Origin of the sequence: Aeromonas sp. ASNIH8, assembly GCF_002919855.1 — a bacterium.
GTDB lineage: Bacteria > Pseudomonadota > Gammaproteobacteria > Enterobacterales > Aeromonadaceae > Aeromonas > Aeromonas caviae.
In genome coordinates this window covers 1-16,592 of the sequence record NZ_PQLN01000095.1, presented here as the reverse complement: position 1 = coordinate 16,592, position 16,592 = coordinate 1, and the positions used below count along the sequence as shown (strand labels likewise).

Annotated in this window: 22 protein-coding genes; 4 read left to right on the top strand and 18 right to left on the bottom strand. The window is 51.1% G+C overall.

Annotated elements, in window-relative coordinates; all coding sequences use genetic code 11:
- Positions 1 to 70: 70 nt before the first annotated feature.
- The 5 genes from C3418_RS19230 to C3418_RS19210 form a co-directional block, all read right to left on the bottom strand.
- Positions 71 to 544 (bottom strand): GNAT family N-acetyltransferase, encoded by a 474-nt coding sequence (locus C3418_RS19230; protein WP_181023126.1) that lies wholly within the window; start codon positions 542 to 544, stop codon positions 71 to 73.
- Between the two features lie 333 nt (positions 545 to 877).
- A complete protein-coding gene (locus C3418_RS19225; protein ID WP_048217589.1) occupies positions 878 to 1,396 on the bottom strand; it encodes a hypothetical protein in 519 nt (172 codons plus the stop codon).
- Positions 1,393 to 1,833, bottom strand: a complete 441-nt coding sequence (locus C3418_RS19220; protein ID WP_048217590.1) for a hypothetical protein — start codon at positions 1,831 to 1,833, stop codon at positions 1,393 to 1,395. Before C3418_RS19220 ends, C3418_RS19225 begins: the two co-directional genes overlap by 4 nt.
- 13 nt (positions 1,834 to 1,846) lie before the next feature.
- Entirely contained in the window at positions 1,847 to 2,206 is a 360-nt protein-coding gene (locus C3418_RS19215; protein WP_174722094.1) for a hypothetical protein, read from the bottom strand.
- A gap of 204 nt (positions 2,207 to 2,410) precedes the next feature.
- Positions 2,411 to 2,965 carry a hypothetical protein gene (locus C3418_RS19210; RefSeq protein ID WP_073536816.1) on the bottom strand — a complete coding sequence of 185 codons (555 nt, stop codon included), beginning with the start codon at positions 2,963 to 2,965 and terminating at the stop codon, positions 2,411 to 2,413.
- 603 nt (positions 2,966 to 3,568) lie between these two features.
- On the opposite strand from C3418_RS19210, the gene C3418_RS19205 reads away from it, so the two are divergent.
- On the top strand, positions 3,569 to 4,198 hold the full coding sequence (locus C3418_RS19205; RefSeq protein ID WP_011899287.1) for a type I restriction endonuclease subunit M: 630 nt from the start codon (positions 3,569 to 3,571) through the stop codon (positions 4,196 to 4,198).
- Positions 4,199 to 4,240: 42 nt separating this feature from the next.
- On the opposite strand, the gene C3418_RS19200 is transcribed toward C3418_RS19205, so the two are convergent.
- The 6 genes from C3418_RS19200 to C3418_RS19180 form a co-directional block, all read right to left on the bottom strand.
- Positions 4,241 to 4,522, bottom strand: a complete 282-nt coding sequence (locus tag C3418_RS19200) for a helix-turn-helix domain-containing protein (protein WP_043774296.1) — start codon at positions 4,520 to 4,522, stop codon at positions 4,241 to 4,243.
- A 48-nt stretch (positions 4,523 to 4,570) separates the two neighbouring features.
- Positions 4,571 to 5,734, bottom strand: a complete 1,164-nt coding sequence (locus tag C3418_RS19195; protein WP_011899289.1) for a KorB domain-containing protein — start codon at positions 5,732 to 5,734, stop codon at positions 4,571 to 4,573.
- Positions 5,735 to 5,736: 2 nt separating this feature from the next.
- The gene (locus tag C3418_RS19190; protein WP_073536814.1) at positions 5,737 to 6,522 is read right to left on the bottom strand and encodes a ParA family protein; all 786 of its coding nucleotides are present in this window, start codon (positions 6,520 to 6,522) and stop codon (positions 5,737 to 5,739) included.
- A 73-nt stretch (positions 6,523 to 6,595) separates the two neighbouring features.
- Positions 6,596 to 6,799, bottom strand: coding sequence for a hypothetical protein (locus C3418_RS24440; protein ID WP_181023125.1), 204 nt, complete (start codon positions 6,797 to 6,799; stop codon positions 6,596 to 6,598).
- A complete protein-coding gene (locus tag C3418_RS19185) occupies positions 6,796 to 7,512 on the bottom strand; it encodes a hypothetical protein (protein ID WP_073536813.1) in 717 nt (238 codons plus the stop codon). Before C3418_RS19185 ends, C3418_RS24440 begins: the two co-directional genes overlap by 4 nt.
- 152 nt (positions 7,513 to 7,664) lie before the next feature.
- Positions 7,665 to 7,859, bottom strand: a complete 195-nt coding sequence (locus tag C3418_RS19180) for a hypothetical protein (protein WP_011899292.1) — start codon at positions 7,857 to 7,859, stop codon at positions 7,665 to 7,667.
- Between the two features lie 322 nt (positions 7,860 to 8,181).
- On the opposite strand from C3418_RS19180, the gene C3418_RS19175 reads away from it, so the two are divergent.
- Positions 8,182 to 8,535, top strand: coding sequence for a hypothetical protein (locus C3418_RS19175; RefSeq protein WP_011899293.1), 354 nt, complete (start codon positions 8,182 to 8,184; stop codon positions 8,533 to 8,535).
- A gap of 403 nt (positions 8,536 to 8,938) precedes the next feature.
- Here C3418_RS19175 and C3418_RS19165 read toward each other — a convergent pair whose 3' ends face one another.
- From C3418_RS19165 to C3418_RS19140, 6 genes are all read right to left on the bottom strand, one after another.
- Entirely contained in the window at positions 8,939 to 9,211 is a 273-nt protein-coding gene (locus tag C3418_RS19165; RefSeq protein WP_011899295.1) for an HU family DNA-binding protein, read from the bottom strand.
- A 61-nt stretch (positions 9,212 to 9,272) separates the two neighbouring features.
- Positions 9,273 to 9,743 (bottom strand): thermonuclease family protein, encoded by a 471-nt coding sequence (locus tag C3418_RS19160; RefSeq protein ID WP_081374715.1) that lies wholly within the window; start codon positions 9,741 to 9,743, stop codon positions 9,273 to 9,275.
- A 164-nt stretch (positions 9,744 to 9,907) separates the two neighbouring features.
- Positions 9,908 to 10,591 carry a hypothetical protein gene (locus tag C3418_RS19155; protein WP_232048281.1) on the bottom strand — a complete coding sequence of 228 codons (684 nt, stop codon included), beginning with the start codon at positions 10,589 to 10,591 and terminating at the stop codon, positions 9,908 to 9,910.
- 104 nt (positions 10,592 to 10,695) lie between these two features.
- Positions 10,696 to 11,562, bottom strand: coding sequence for a DsbA family protein (locus C3418_RS19150; RefSeq protein ID WP_073536810.1), 867 nt, complete (start codon positions 11,560 to 11,562; stop codon positions 10,696 to 10,698).
- A gap of 157 nt (positions 11,563 to 11,719) precedes the next feature.
- Complete coding sequence (locus C3418_RS19145; protein WP_043774473.1) at positions 11,720 to 12,013, bottom strand: hypothetical protein; 294 nt, start codon at positions 12,011 to 12,013, stop codon at positions 11,720 to 11,722.
- 10 nt (positions 12,014 to 12,023) lie between these two features.
- The gene (locus C3418_RS19140; protein ID WP_011899300.1) at positions 12,024 to 12,497 is read right to left on the bottom strand and encodes a hypothetical protein; all 474 of its coding nucleotides are present in this window, start codon (positions 12,495 to 12,497) and stop codon (positions 12,024 to 12,026) included.
- Between the two features lie 1,108 nt (positions 12,498 to 13,605).
- Here C3418_RS19140 and C3418_RS19135 point away from each other — a divergent pair.
- The gene (locus tag C3418_RS19135) at positions 13,606 to 15,741 is read left to right on the top strand and encodes a hypothetical protein (RefSeq protein WP_232048280.1); all 2,136 of its coding nucleotides are present in this window, start codon (positions 13,606 to 13,608) and stop codon (positions 15,739 to 15,741) included.
- A 32-nt stretch (positions 15,742 to 15,773) separates the two neighbouring features.
- Here the strand turns inward: C3418_RS19135 and C3418_RS19130 are convergent, their stop codons facing one another.
- Positions 15,774 to 15,992 carry a hypothetical protein gene (locus tag C3418_RS19130; RefSeq protein WP_073536863.1) on the bottom strand — a complete coding sequence of 73 codons (219 nt, stop codon included), beginning with the start codon at positions 15,990 to 15,992 and terminating at the stop codon, positions 15,774 to 15,776.
- Positions 15,993 to 16,404: 412 nt separating this feature from the next.
- Here C3418_RS19130 and C3418_RS19125 point away from each other — a divergent pair.
- Positions 16,405 to 16,592 (top strand): transposase domain-containing protein (locus tag C3418_RS19125; protein WP_181023087.1); only part of this gene is annotated, 188 nt, incomplete at its 3' end.

Sequence of the window (16,592 nt, the reverse complement as noted above, 5' to 3'; positions counted from 1 at the left end):
CCAAGCGATTGGGCCGCTGCCCGCAGGAGTGGCTGAGGGCAGTTGTCAGGTCCTGCATCGAGAAAACCGACTACCCGTTCCCGGAGGAGTTGGTGCTGTCAACACCGTCCCGGTGAACGGTTACAAATCCGTTACGTTCATAAAATTTGATTTTATCGTTATTACAAATTAGCCCCAAATCGCTAAATGATTGACTAAGCGACTGCAACATTTCAGTCCCTAGCCCACGCCCTCTAAACTGCTCAAAAATCTGTATTTTATGGAGATATGCCGATTGATGATGTGGATGAACAAAAATCATTGCATACCCACAAAGCGTCAGTTCGGAGCTTGATGTGGCAACTTTAAGATGACCGAATTTGTAGCACTCATTAAATATTCCAACAATGTATTCAATGGCCTTATGTACTTGTTCTTCCTCAAATGCATACATAAGAGATACTAAGGAAGTCGATGACATAATATCGCTTAGTAACGCTTTCGCTTCATTTTCAAAAATCTCACCTAAGAAATCTTCTTGCTTGAATACTTGAGCTTCATTCATATTTAACCTTCGCAAATAGTCATTCTGTAGCATTACTAAAATTTGGTCAACATGTTCGAACTAGATCGCTTGGGCAAGTTTGGTTGTAACTCGCTTTGGGGCATAAAGGGTTTAGAAATGGCAGCGTACCTATGTGATCGCTGCCACTTCAGCATGATACTTTAATACTCGGTATGAATCTTTATTACTTAGTATGATACTTTATTGATCTCCCACACCAGCGCCAGCCTGCCATAAGATTCGATGGGTCATGATAAAATTAGGGTGAGACTTTATTTTCAAGGATGAAACTCTATTTTCAGGGATGACACAGGTTTCATCCCACATTACAGACTACGCCACCATCCACTCTTCACTGAGCAGGTAAGCCCAGCGAGCCTCTGTTTTATCTGGTTCCGCCTTAGCTTGAGCGATCATATGCTCGGCCGCGTCAAAGCCGACCTCATCCTCGAAATGTTCCCAGGAGTGGTTATACCATTCGCGCATGACGCTACGCCCCAGATCAGCCAGTTCGGGTATCACGCCTTCATGTCGCGCATAGATCTCCCAGGCATCCCACCCATACCTCATCAGGTTACGGGGGGCATTGAGCTCCTGGCTGAGCTTAAATAGCTCACGCGGTTCATGGCCCTTCGTGGCAATGCTGCGAAAGGCAAAAGACGACAAGGCAGCGATCACCGGCAGTCGGTTATCTTTGGCGTAGCTGATCACGCGGGTAACCATCACCTTTGCATCAGCGAACCCCCCTTCCCCTTCACAGAGCTCGCACCCCCCCGTGCTCAATTCCCCCTTGCTACCGCAACATTGGCCGCAGGGATACCCCTCCGAACCATGCTTAAAATCCGCGCTCATCTATTCATCCTTTCAGGTATGGGAGTCATCACAATTTCATTCTCGTCGGGCCATTTTCCGCATAGCAGGTGGAGGCTGTCACCAATAGTTTTGAAGGGGATGCTCCACTGATCTTTTGCCAACGAGCAGCATACAGGCTCACCTTTGACTTGAAACGACAAACTTGGCTTGGTGCCGTCGGCATTTGTTACTCCGAGACATTGATACTGCATGTCGTCGCCTTGTTTGGCCCTCAGTTCCTTGAGGTAGTGGACGCCTACGCTGTTGCCCATCACCATATGATCTGCTGGAGAGCGTACATAATCCCCCTCCCCGTAGAATTGCCTCAAGGTTAAGTCCTGCATGTAGAGGTGACCAAAAATCCACACCAGCCAGAGTGGCGTGGCAGCATAGGCACATAACATCAATATCGACTGAGGGCGGATTCCAGCCATCATCGTTCCTGCTCCTTTAACCAAGCTCCTTAGTCTCTTTAATAACCCAGTCTATGGCATCTTTAAAAGCACCAGTCGGGGAGCTATCGGCCTCCGCCAGCACCAGCTGCTTGCTCGCCTTGACCAGGTGATCTAAACGGGCCAAGCGCTCTACCATCGCCAGGACAACGGCAGGTTGCACAGCGGCAATAAACCGGCTATTTGCTTCCAGTGGCGAGATTGAGCGCTGTGAGTCATCTGACATGGTGCAAGCAGCGATCTGGCTATTAGTGCCCTTGATACGCACCACGCCGTTATTGACGGCCTCCCACTCCCCGGCTGTGGCTTGCTCTGCCAAGTAGCGCAGCTGATGAAGGACTGAATCTGTCAGTTCCATATCTATTTTCCCTTACTTGGCTTGCCACTGGACGGCTGTCGTAGAGATCCGACGTTTCAGTTCCCCCTGGAGCAAGCTTATTTTGGTGTTAGCATCGTTGATTCTGTGCTCGATGTTACCGATGTCCCGGTTAAACCCTCCCGCCCCGGCGCCGCGTGTGCGGCCTCGCTTGATGCGCTCTATGCGGCGCAGCTGCTGAGCGTCTCATATCTTCTCCTGTCCCTGGACGGCTTTCATAATCGCTTTGCCGCTGGCTTGAACCAGATTGTCAGAGGCCACCTTTTCAGCTACGTGGATCTGCTGCCCATCAAGGGTCACATATATCTTGCTCTGATCGAAGCCAAGGGCCTTGCTCACAGCATTGAGGCTGGAGATGCTGGCAAACAATTGCCCGCGCACAGCGGCTTTAGCTATGTCTTCGGTAGGCTGAGTGTGAGGTGGGAGTGCCCCGTTCTGGACGATCAACTCAAGTACCTTTTTGGCCTTGCCGGGCTTGTCGTTAATCAGCTCTACCAAGAAAGTGCGAAAGGCCCGCTCGGTCATGCCCTTCTTCACAGCCCATTCTGCAAGCAACTGAGGGCCTGCTATGTCGAGCATACGCTGCGCAATGGCTTTCTCGTCACGGTACCTAGCCTTCGCCTCCTTGTGGGCTCCTTTTCTGGCCTTGGTCCGCTCTTGTGTGAACTGGGCCAGTTGCTTGTCCATATCGCCGTTTCGCTTGGCGAGCGGGACATTGAGAATGCCGTGATCCAAAGCCATTATCTGTTTTTCCTCGCTACCGTGTAGGTCTGTAGTCTCACGCTTTGTACTACCGGTTCATTCTTTTATTTCACATGTGAAATTTTTGCCCGACTGCGCACGGGCACGATCACGTAAGTACGCATGATTCGCCCTACCTTTTACTAACTCAAATAATGAGCTCATATTAAATCACTCACCTCTCCCGTCAAGTTGTTGATGGCCGACATACACCAATCTTTACTAGGTCATATTTTGATTTGACCAGCACCACTTTATGGTGCTGTAATGTGAGGGCAAAAAAAAAGCCCCCTGGGCGAACAGGGGGCCTACACACACTCTTATCGGAGGAGTTCGTATGCAATCTCATCATACTGTAAGTAACAACGCCCGTCGATCCGCAAAGCGGGTCCGCCTGATCGATGTCCCCAATATGCCGCTGGAGACCGCGCTTCCCTTGATTTCTACAATGCCGGAATGGTGTGGGGAGGCGATTGCAAAGATGTGTAGCTCGCAGATAGGTAACAGGCAGCCCTCCTAAGGTTGTCTCAATGACCCCCGGCCTTGGCCGGGGGTCTTCTTTGGGCGCAAACAACTTTTTCTGTTACTACACTGGAGCATCCAATGACACCTCAGATAACCCCCCTAGCTAACAAGGCGCTGACACTCATTGAGCAAGCGCGTTATCGGATGGGTACCTCGGCATTTGTTGAGGCGTTTATCGACCAATGGGCCTACCTCCAAACTGGGCTCTATCCTCCCGCCAACACCATTCCTGATGAACTACAGCCCGTCGCTATCGAGCTGTCACACGTTCTCTCTGCGGCCATGAAGCAAGATCCTACCAGCGATGTAATTGGTTACGTGCTTAGCATGTCCGGTTTTCACAAGAAGGGAACCAACTACTTTCCGACACCTCCAGGGGTTGGCCGCCTCCTGTCACAGCTGGTTGGCTCAACTCCGTCGGCAGATTTTTTCGAACCGTGCTGCGGATCGGGAATAAATGCCATCCAATGGATGGAACATCTGCTTGAGAGCCAAGGGCCGGAAGCCCTGAGTAGTGCATCGATCTATCTCGAAGACATCGATAGATTAATGGTCAAGTGCTGTATGTTGCAGTTGTTCCACTTCTTTGAGTCCCGTAATGTCTCGCCTAAAACACTCAGCATTGTTGGGATCGATACTCTCTCACGGCGCCCTACCGGGATTGGCTACTACGCCCAGCAAAGGGTGGACACCAGCATAGCCGCATAGTAAAAAACCCGCCGTAATGGCGGGTTTTCATTTCGAGGCTTGCTATAGCTTGCCATACCTACTCAAGAACGCGGCTCTTTCCAGAATTCCCCAGTTCGTCAGCATGTAGTAACCGGCCGTACCAGGTTCGCCCGGTGCGCCTCGGGCCCCTCTTATGAACAAGATCTCCATCCCGAACTCTTCGCGTAGTGCGGAGATCTGCCTCTTGATGGTTGATTCGGGGATACCCGTTTCGAGATGCAGATCATTGAGACTAGGCCTGTTCTTCTTCGACAGGGCATTCACCAGCTCAAATTTACGTTTAATGTCTCGCGAAATCGCCATAAGCCCCCGTTTTTCATAAAGTCCCGACTTAGAAGATGGGACTGTCACTTAACCTTCGATACTCAAAATCTCGATATCTGATGCTGGCACATTAAGATGCTTTTCTTTTCCAGCACTGTCCAGCGTCTTAACCCAGACGGTAGACGGATTGAGCGCTACACGATCAGTCATGATAACACCCTTCCTCACCTCATCGTCCACCAGCACATGCACAGCGAAGATCAGATTATCGGCCCTAGCCGTCTTCCATTCCCGATCCTTTTCCAGGGGAGGAAGCGCGTCCCCACCTTCGGTAATCGTGGTCCTGTTGGCCTTATTCTGCTTTTCGGGAGCTCCAGGGGTAGAGTTATCTGTACCGGCTCCTGCACCTTCCTCAAGAGGATCGAGGTTGCGATTCCCACTACTGCTTCCAACCTGATGCCCGTCACCTTGTACTGACGTGACATGTTCTTGTTCTGGAGGAAGATGATCGCTATTGCTCTCTGCCCCGGCACCAGGATTATCTCCGCCACGTCCAGAAAGTTGAGCCTTCTCCAGCCCTTCCTGGATGCGCTTAGCGTCATTCAGCAGCTCACGACTCTGCTTACGAGTGATCCCATCAGTTATAGCAACAGCACAGATGGCTCGGCAGCGCTCAGCATTCAGTTCGAACAGTAGACGCAGGTTGTTCAAGGTTTCAGTGTCAGAAGAGATGTCGCCGTCATAGAGCTCACGCACACAGTCAGGCATCTTCAATAATGACAAATGCGACGAGACGAACGAATTGTTCACGCCCAGACGTAGAGCGATGTCTTTTTTCTTCCAGTCCGCTTTGACGAATTTGTCCAGCGCTTCTGCTATTTCCAACGGTGTAAGATCATCACGCTGTATGTTCTCTATCAGCTCCCCAGCGGTCTCATCCAGTTCGCCTTGGTTCTTATCATTGACAATGATGTCGATCGTTGGAATGTCTGCATGTTTGCAGGCCCTCCAACGTCGCTCTCCCTTCTGGATGACGTATTTACCATCCTCGCCCTTGGGGGAAACAATGATCGGTGATTGCTGGCCTTCTGTAACGAGAGTTGCCGCAAGTTCTTCAATGTTCCGAAAGCGCTTACGAACCTGCGCCTTCGAAACCACATCTTCAACAGGCACACTTAATACCTGCTTGCCTGTCTTTCCCTTCGCGACATTAGCGAGCTCGGAAAGACCTTTGAGGTTACCAAGAGCCATCGTTAACCCACCTTCTCTATCATTTCTTCCAACACAGCTTGCACCTCTTTCGCTGCAACATGGCCGTACTGCAATTCCCAAACAGGAACGCCATCGGTGGTTGCGGTGTCCAGAGGCGGACGGTGCATAATCTTGTTCTGGAACAGGAGCTCCGGCACTTCTTTTTGAAGTGCCTTTAGGGATTTGTCATGGTTGACAGAGCGATCCATATCGTTAATTAAAATCCCTAGGATCTCCAACTCCGGGTTGTACTCGGCCCTAACACCGATGATGGTGTTGAGTAGGCCTTCCACGCCGTCTACAGCGAACCCTGATAGCTTTACCGGACATGCAACATGGGTAGACATCACCAGCGCGGCCACAAGCTTTCTGCCGAGGCTCGGTGCGCAATCTATCAGCACATAGTCATATTGCTCAAAAAGCACAGCCAAGTGACGGGCGGGGTTCATAGCTTGATCCAGAGGCACCGCCTCCATCTCAAACAAATCCGGGTCATTCTTTGGAGTGTGAATGAGGTCCGCCCCGCATGGACAGTGCATGACTTCGATGTGCGAGATCTCATGGGCAAACAGCTCTGCTGTCTTCGTGCCCGAAAAAACCGGCTCGAACTCGCCATCTTCAAGCTCGCGCTTGGCAGCCAGCCGAGAGGACGTATTGCCCTGACCATCCATGTCCACAACCAGCACTTTCTTCTTCTTTTTCATCGACAGATAAAAGGCTTGCTGGATACATATGGTGCTCTTACCCACTCCGCCTTTCTGGTTGGCGAAGCTGATGACTTTTGCCATACCGACCCCTATGTTGTTTTCTCCAGGTGATCCAAATCACCCCCAAACTTTCACATGTGAAACATTCTATCGTTCATAAAATGATGCTGCAATCTCTTATGATGGTGCTGTAAAAACATTCACAAAGCAAAAACGGCCAATGGCCGTTTTTTGTAAGAGTTTGTGTTGTCAGTACAAATCTAATCTGTGGTGGCTCATTCCACGCGAACCACGCTTTGAGCTTTGGCTGTGCCGCCGCAATTCGTTGTTCCATGTCTTTCTCGTTCACTTCACTCAATTACAGGCTCCCCCATTGCCCACCATTGCAATTGCAGGGTTCATCCAAAATCCATCAAAAACGGTGAACATCTCGTCCTGCTGCCTGATGTACTCAAAGGTGTTGTCACAGGCTGCCCAGCGCCGGTCATCGATCTGCCGCGAGGCAGCTCTTGTTGGAGCCGCAGAAGGGATCAACCACGAGATCGCCAGCCTCAGTGAGAAACCGGATTGCCATCGTGTCAGCACAACGGTGGCCCCGCTGGACCACGTTTTTGGGATACGTTCCTCTGTCTGTTTTCCGAAAGCATTACCCCGTAGCCGGTAAGCACCATCGCCGTAGCTCACCACACGGCGATCGCCACCCGAATCCATCAGGCTCTGGTGGGCGTCGATATGAGGAAGCAGGACCCTGCGATTGTCCGAGCGGACGCAACTGGGGTCATTAGTAAAGCAGTACACCGGCTCCCACCCTGAACATAGCTGGACGCGATTCACGCACGTCCATTGCGTGGGCGACGGCGGCTTGGAGGTGTTGATCCACGGCCATTGGTCCATCAGCGATAACCTCAGTCTGTCATGCAGTGCCAGCACCATACGCTCCAGGTACATCGAGCGCGAGGGACGCTTTGACTCGAAAATATCGTTGCTCACGTTGAGCACGACACTACCACCGGGAACCAAGTTCTTCACGATAGGTTCGAGCGTCTGGGTAATGAAATCGACCCACTGCATCTCCTGTACATTGCCATAGCCGCGGGTGACCCGCAGTGGATAAGGTGGCGAGGTCACACACCGATGGATCCGTTCATTGAAGTCAGTGAAAAAGCTCCGGTTATCAGACCAGACCGCATCTGGAACATCATCAAAACGAGAGGCTAGAAGCCTTATATTTTCCGACAGTACAGCCCTATCTCAATTTCATCCTCTCTCTTCTCATGTGCAAAGAGCATATTGGCTACTTCTCTGATATTTGTCAGCTCGCGAAGCGCTGCATCACGCATCACATCAAGGGTTTCATTGCACTTGGCCCGCCGAAATTTGATGAGCCAGTCTGTTCGATCCATTTCTTTTTGCTTCATTGACCACGTGCCCACTAATCCAAAATAACTTTGCGCTTACCTAGCTGCACATCACCGGCTACGTCATCCAAAATGCGACCAGTTCAAATCAAAATCGAGATAAACAATAGCACCACTTAATGACCCAGTAAATATTGGGCAGCACATTTCAAGTATCTATTTGAACCCATTGATTTAGCGGTGATTGATAACGTTAACGCTAGCGACCTCATCGCTCAGTGCGGTGAAAAAACATCACAAAAGGCTCGTTTTATAGGCCAATTACAGTTGCATTATTTGCACCCGTGATAAAGTGGATACATAACTTGTGAGGAGATAGACCATGAAAGACTTAATCAACATTTTCCTGATGGCCGTAGTTGTCCTTGGTACCGCGATGCTGCAAGCGACTGGTTGGGGTTACGCTGTGATCGCGATTGCAGTGGTTTACTGGGTAAAAACCGTGCTGGACCTGCTCCACAAGAATTACTGGGTGGGTTTGGCTTTCTGGGGGCTGGTGGCTTTATTCACTTGGCAAGGGGCCCTTGTAGGCGGGCTGTTCTATGGTTTACTCGCCGCACCAAAAGACCAGACTGAGGGAAATGCAGCCAGAAAAAAGAAAAAGAGCTCTATCCGGCTTGTTTCCGATGGCTGTGACGTGCAGACAGGGGAGCACGTCGGCTCAGTATTTTGGTAAGATCTCGGGTTCTCAAAACGCTAACTTGTTGCTTCCGCCCTGGTCTGATAAATATCTTTGGCCTTCTCCCGCCCGTCAGCAGTCAACGTGAAGGCCAGCATCAGCGATGACGATCGGTACTTACTCAACAGACCATTGGCGACTAAGGTATGGCATGATGTGCGAAAGTTCGTATCGTGAATCTCGCTACTGCGTGTCAGATTAAGCATCCCCAGCAACTTCATACCAGGTACAGGGTCAAACCTTCCCCTAGCCTCTATAGAGAACAGGATGTACAACACGTCCTTTTGCGTTGCCGATAGCCTCATATTTTCACCTTACTCATGTGCCACATGAATAAGGCTCCCACGAGAGGAGCCCAATGTAAACACCATTCTTATTCATGTGGCACATGAATAATTGGTTAATTCACCGCATCTTTCAGTGATTTGCCAGCCTTGAAGCTAGGGATGTTTGCCGCGGCAACCTCAATTGCCTCTCCGGTTTGCGGATTGCGCCCAGTACGGGCGGCTCTAGCTCTCACCTGGAAGGTTCCGAAGCCAGTGAGAGCTACGGAACCACCTTCCTTGAGTTCGGTGGTGATAGTAGCCATCAAAGCGTTAACCGCAGCCTCTGCCTTAGCCTTGGTGATGTCAGCTGACTCAGCTATCGCCATTATCAAATCACTTTTGTTCATACGTCTTCCTACTCTGTCGTGGTTATAATTGCCCCCTTCCTTATCACAGAAGGGGTTGTGATTAGTGCGCTTTACGCCATTCCCAGGGAGGAGTCCGTTCCTGTTCAGGCAGAGCCCAGAGGCCGCGCTTCCCTTCCCTTGCCTCTTCTTCCAATTGGAATAGCTCAGGGGTTTTAGCGTATTGGCGGTACACCCAGGCATCACCTGAGCGGACCATCTCGGCGTTTACCCATTTGCCATCGGCGTAGAGATTGGCAACCAGACGGCCATAGCGGTCTTTGTCCACTTGCTCAACGGTGATCATCTGCCCAGCCACCAGCTCCGACAGTGCAGCCTTGGCCTTTGAGCCAAATGGCTGCTTCTTCTCGGGAGCATCGATCTCGGCCAACCGAACCCGGTACTGCACTTTACCACTTCGGCATTCTTCCCCGGAATTACAGGTTTGTTCTGTCAGAACTTTGACCGTATCGCCATCGGAAACACCGACGACTTGACCAGTAAAGGTCTCGGCCGACACAAAGGGCGAAGTCAAGCCAAGAGTGAGCAGCAGGATTGCCCTGCCAAATTTATGGACTGATTGCACATCGACTGTCATTGATCGAACCTCTTCCCTGCAAAAATGCGCCTTCATAGGCAAAATAAATTTCACATGTGAAATTTTTCAGCGCCCACCAGCCAAGTTATTTGGACGTTAAATCATGCTCCCGAGTGAGAGAACACCCACTCCGGATCAAGCTGGTACTCATCATCCAACTCTTCGGGGGTAACGACGGCGGTAGTCCAGTCAGTTGCCAAGAGTGGGTTGTCTATATCTGCGAACCAGGCATCGATCTGGTGCCTGAACTCCACCCGACGACTCTCCCCTGCGGTTGTTTTCACATGCTCAACCTCCGCATCCCAATAGAGAATCTCGCCTTCGACATCCTGGGTCGCGCAGGTTGCGCCGCTAGGCCATGCCCTCCGCTCGCTGACCAGCTGACGCAGTGTTTTACTCCCTTCTGGTGCGCGGTAGTCCAGATCGAGGTTGATGATTATTGCCTCTGGCTTTTCCAGCTCCGTCGTTTCAGGCAGATACTTAGCGACCAAAGGTATGGTAAGAATGATGGCGCCATCACGCTGGAACTGAGACCGAGCACTGACAATGAGCTGCATACACCAGTTCCAGACATACATCAGGCGATCATCAGCCTTGTGGTCAGCTTCGATTTTCTGAGCAACTTGGCGGATTCTTGGCTCAAAGTCCAGGTACAGGCCAGAGCTCTGGCATTTTTTGCTGATTGCCCGGATCAGATCACTGTGCTCTATGAGCAGATCACGAGTAACGGCATCATGTTTTCCTAATGCCTCCAGCAACATTCTCATTTGATCACGGATTTCCATCTTCTTCTCCCTCAATGTCAAACCGCTTGGCGGTGTCATCTTTGGCACCAGCCCAACGAAGCTCATCCCCCATGCGCCCGACTCAACTTTTACATATGAAATTTTTATTGCTTCGCTGCACTCTGTTCCTGGTCTTCAACCACCATTTTCCTCATCGCCGCCATGATGGCCTCAGGCGGCTGAGCGCCACCCAAGAGCTGGCTCTTACCCGTTTTGTTGTCAACGACAAAGGTGGCCGGTGTGCCGTTGACCCCAAGGCTCTTCGCTTGCTGGATATTTTCCTGAACCTTCTCATCCATCTTTCCAGCGGCAAGGCATTCGCGGAACGCACTCAAATCGGCTCCAACACCGGCCACCACCTGAGGCAGATCTTTGACCCCGGCCCCATTACCCTGGGTGTGCTCGAACATGTCATTGATGAAGACCCAGAACCCGCGGTTACCCTTCTGTTCTGAAATACACTCAGCGGCCACAGCTTCCTTGAATGCAGCTGGGTTATGGAAATCGAGTGGCATGTGCTTCCACTGCCAGTTCACATTCCCCTTGCTGGCATCAACAAGCTGCTTTGGTGTGTCATGGAATCGCTTGCAATAGGGGCATTCGATGTCAGAGAACTCGACCAAGGTGAAGCGGGCGTTGAGGTCACCGTAGATGTGTTTACCATCAGCTACCTTCTCGGCCGCCGCATCGAACTGAGCATACTTCTGGCTCATCTTCTCCTGCTGCTGCTTATCCACCAGCTTGTTGATACTAGCGGCCACTGCTGTATCAAACTCGGTTTGGTTCTTGAAAGTGATTGAATTGGTGGTGATGGCATTCATGTTGCTGAGAGTATTATTCACCTTGGCGAGGTCATTCGTCAGTTGGTCCACCTTCACTGACTGGTACACCCCTATACCGGTACCGAGGGCCCCCAATACGATTGCTGCGATAACACCTATCTGGATCTTCTTGCTGCTTAGTACGGTCATGTCAAACCACTCCTGATGGGAAAATAGTCAGGACGCTGAGTTCTGCTGGAGGGGATGAGGCAGGAAGGATTTTCCATTCAAAAAGAAAGGAGGCCAAAACCTCCTTTCTGGGATTACCGCACTCCCTTTCACTAAACCTGCGTCCAGGCCAGGTGAATCAAATGCCCTGGACAGCTGTTACGATGAAGGTGCAAACCTTGGCATAAAGTGGAGCCAGGCAGACAGAGGCCAGCACCATACCAAACGCCTTCGACGGTGCTTGTTTAACGAAGCGGGGCAGCCACGGCATCATTCCACAGAACGCGGCCAAGATGGCGCCAGTCGCCCCGAGGGCCGGGTACAGCAGAACCTGGGCCAGGATGAAGATGCACTGGGCATAGGCAGCATGGTTCATTGCTTTTTTTTCTTCGGCCGTGAACTCCGCGCCGCTTACTTCATTGGTCTTTTCCATCACTTTGTCCTCAAGCATTATCGGGCTTTCCGAAAAAGGTTTCGTATGCCTCAAGGTCTGAGGCCAACATGAACTTCGCTTCGGGTTCGCTGAGCGGTTGCAGGTTAAGCAATTCTACGTTTTGGGCTCTTGATACAGCCATGTCCAGACTGAACCAAGTTCCCCCCTGAGCTACAGCTATGACCCGCACCACTGACAGCCCATTTGACTCAACTGTTGGAAGCTGTTGGTGCAATACCTTCGCTACTGTTGCTCTATCGCCAACCCAGCGCTTATCGAACATCACCACATTCAGCGACTCAAATGCACTCTTCGCCGCCTGGATACTGGTGTGAACCATTTCTGACTTCGCGCTCGATGTGAGTTGCCAGACAGCAACCCAACCAAAGAGCAACGCTAGGAGATTCATTCCACTGATTGCTAAAGCTCCTGACAGAGCAAAGGCGCCGAACATGATGACGCGGCTGCGTTTAAACTGGGTCACTGCTTATCTCCTTTTCATGCCAGCAAGCCTACAGGATTTCCCAAAAATGCAAGCCCGCGAAACTGCCCGGATTGGGCACCAACACCGCTAAAATTTCACATGTGAAATTTTTTCCTGCTGGTATAGCGGCACATGCAACGCCGAACAGGGTCGAGCATCACCACGCTGTTACCTGTTTGCTTTAAGCTACCCCGTAAAAACATAGCATCACTTTATGATACTGTAAACAACGTAAACCACCAGCGTTCTGCTAGTACGACTCGTGTTCGTTGCGGATTGATAGGTGTTGCGAGTGGGGAATGGAGGGATTGAGTCATGCCCAAAGATGGTCATCGGCTTGTTAACAGTGATGCTCCCAGCGAACAGGGACTTTTGTGTTTGGGGGTTAAATCAAGCGGTGGATCGTTCCAATTTGGCTGTTAAGTCAGATGAGAGTGAAGCTCACGGGAACCGACAACAGGATAGCGAGGATCCATCATGGGCAGGCTTGGATTCCGGCAAAACCTGCTGGGTGCACCACGCCCACCTTGAGGATGCCACACAGCTGCGCTGTGACGCTCTGTGCGGCGTTTTTTTAGTATAGGTAATGACTTATCGCAGCAAGCTTGCATAGATGGCCTCATATCGCATCCCTGGGACTTGCTTGCTCTCCCCAACGGAAGCCAAACGAGAGCATCGAAAAATGTGTTGAGAGAACAACTTATAATTTTTTAGTCCTTTAATTATTTAGATCCCTGATCTGTAGATCTTCTGTAGATCCTCTTTAGATCCTAAGATCATAGATAAAGGATCAAGGATAAAAGATAGAGCTCGCAACCGGTTGTTTTAATTGAATTAAATCTTAAGTTTAACCCCCAAACAGCCCACATTAACCCCCAAGCACATCAATTTAACCCCCAAACAGTATATTTTGGCCTCCATATTGGGTATTTTGACCCCCACACAGAGTTTTTTGACCTCCAAATAAGGTGGTTTTAACCCCCAAATAGCCAAGTTTTAACCCCCAAACAGGTCATTTTTATGGGGCTCAATAGGGGCTTAATTTATGCTTTTCAACAGCTTATACGTAGTTATGTACAGCTTACTTACAGGTTGCTAGGGATGTGTTATGACAGATGATGCGGTAGCGCGAATTGTGACGGCAATCGCTAAATATGAGGCTCAGAAGATCGGGTTGCCTGCCAACCAGAAGAGCATCGCTTTCTTTAGCAGCCTTGTGGACCGAGCCAAAATACTCCCCATGTGCCAATTCCTCAGGGACTCTCCCTCTCGGAATCCTGACCAAGTGGTAGCAAGGTTCGTTGCCTTCTTTGATGATAGCTCTTGGCTGATCGAGGAGGAGGATAGTGACCCTCAACCGTCGTTGACGACACAGGGCGAACCTTCCGAGCAAAGCCCGAGGTTGGCCCCCGTATTACCATCTCCGGCTCCGGCCCCATCAGCACAGATTGGTGATAACCCTTTACCCCCTCAACCAGAACCGGAGCTTGAGCCGGAACTCGAAGTCGAGCCAGCGCGGGTACCGCCTCTCACTCCAGCAGGTAAGTCAGAGCCGGAATTACCCTCTTCCGCTTCGGAGAGTGCAACCAGGGTGTTTGACATGTCAGAACAAAGGGGGCCTCTACCTGTGACTTTGGACAATCACACCCAGCTGGTTATCGGGACCGGTATTTTTCGCACACTCAACAGAAACCTGATCAACAACCCCGCCTTGCGCCCGGTGCTGGACAGCAAGATCGTCTATGAGGTGGATCCACGCTTCATGAATGGGTACAAGGCAATGACGTTGGCTGGGCCTGTGCTGGATACAGACCTGGACATCAAGACGTACCTGTGCCTAGTCAAGTTACTTGGTTCGATGACTGATGCTCAGTATGAGAGAGCCGCTGCGTCGTATATCGAGGTCACCCCGGAGCAATTCTACTCCCCATTAGCGGAGTTTTTATCTCCAGCAGAATTTGGGAACTACATCAGCGACTTCATGCGGACCGACAAGATCCTGCACTCCATGAAGCGTCTTCATGCCTTCCAAATGACTTTGTTCAGGCAACCTGAGGACGCAGAGGTCCATAGTGGTAAGGAGAGTAAGGATAGCTCCCGGATGAAAGGCTCGGTGATGATCGTTGGCCTCGTCAGTGTTATTAGCCTGGATGGGGACGGCATCATCCGGATCACGCCCAACTTGCCAATGCGCGAGATGTACAGAGCAGCAAGTCGTCTCATCGCAGTCAACAGGAGCACCATCATTGGTTTTGAGCATCCGATCAGCCGGATATTCAGCCTTTGGCTGACAACGATCGGGAATGGGCAGTTCAAGCAAGATTGGGTCTACATCAACAAAAAATTGTCTGTTAGAGGGATTCTTGAGGGTATTCACCCCCTAACAGAAGCCGGGTACTACAAGAAGAGGCACGTCAAAATGCTGGAGGTAGCCCTTGTCGAGCTGGTGGGCTGCGGGGTACTGGAGTGCGCCTATCGTAGACACACCGATACGCAATTCACCCCCATTACCCCTGAGAACTGCAAACTATTCATTCTCGATGGCCTAAAGGTCGAGATCGAGCTGACACGCCACCGGATCTCCCATAAACACTCGCCCCATAATGGGCAGAGTGAGGATGCTGGAGAACATTCCGCGCAACTGCCTAAGGGGTTACAGGAGGAGACGTCTGACGAACTCAGCGATGTATCAGCCGTGACTCTCAGCAACGAGATTACCCATATCCTGAAATCGGTAGACTTCGGCCGCGCTCGTTATCTCACCATGCCCGATATTGTTGAGCTCTATAGGGCCGACCTGGTGAAGGTGGCGGTCAGAACCAAGCTTCTCCGTGAGCTTGATACCGCGTTGTGCAGGAAAACCATGAAGTCAGTTCTTGGATATAGACGTGAGCGCCTAGCAAACCTCTTCAATATAGCCTTGGATGGGCCGGATAAGGCGGTTATGGCCGGTGTGTGTGCTGAGTTCTGGGGAACCATGACCACCAGCAATGATAATCGTCTCTACAACCTTCTGTCCGCGATGCCGCGAGAGTCCCAGATCAAAGATCCTGACCAGTGGGCCATCACCTATGCAGCACAGATTCGTGATTTCTTGGCTCTGATGGTTACCGAGGAAGGGGAGGTCATGTTGAAGGGGATCAGGGCGGCCATGCTCAATGCGAGGCTGATCAATCTGCTGACCAAGGCCAGTATGACGAAGGAGGCTAAATTGGTGAAGTATCGTGCGGAGGCGGCGAAGTAACTGCCTCCCCTTCAAACTGCTGGTGGGCCAACTCAGCTTGTCTTGTCAGGCCCACCTTGGACGCCAGTGATCTCGAAACAACTCTTGCGCACCTTGACCAGGGTGTATCCACGCTTTTCCAACGCCGCGACCACGCTGGGCCCATACCCGGTGTTGCGGCCAACAGTAAAACGGCAGGGATAGCCGAAGTGTTGGCAGAGCTGGAAGTCATGGATCAGTCGATCTATACAAATCGTGGTGCGCTTAGCCATGGTCATCACCCCTCGGAATTGATGGTTGTCTCGTCGTTGTTTTCAACAGCCTGACCAGCTGGGTCTGGCCCCTTCATTTTCCAAGCAAGCACGACATCGCCATCAGCAAAGGGTCTGCATCCCCCAAACCAGTGCCCTTTTCGGTATCGCCGGATAGTGATGAACTCTCGCCATGTAGTCATATATGTCTAGTGTATTCTCGGCGTTCCAACCAGTCAAATATGACTACCCTTCTTTCGGTCAGTCGAAGAAAATTTCACATGTGAAATTTTTCCCCCTTTCTGCTGACAGCTCCGCCGTTCTGTAGGCAAAAAAAGGCCCCGATTAGGGCAATGCTGATCAGTTAAGGATCCATTGACCGATCCTTCTGCTGTAGGACAATCCGGAACCAATCACTGGTTCCGGATTTTTTATGTCTATTGCAAACGATCTGAACGATGTTGTTGAGGCATCTGGCGACATGCTGGCTCGGCTGGCCATTTTTGCCGACCATATTCCCGACGAATGGATTACTGCCGCTGCCGCCTTGTCTGAAAAGGCCACTATCCGCCGACGCCGCTTACCTTCTGATATGGTCTTGTGGCTCGTCGTGGGGATGGC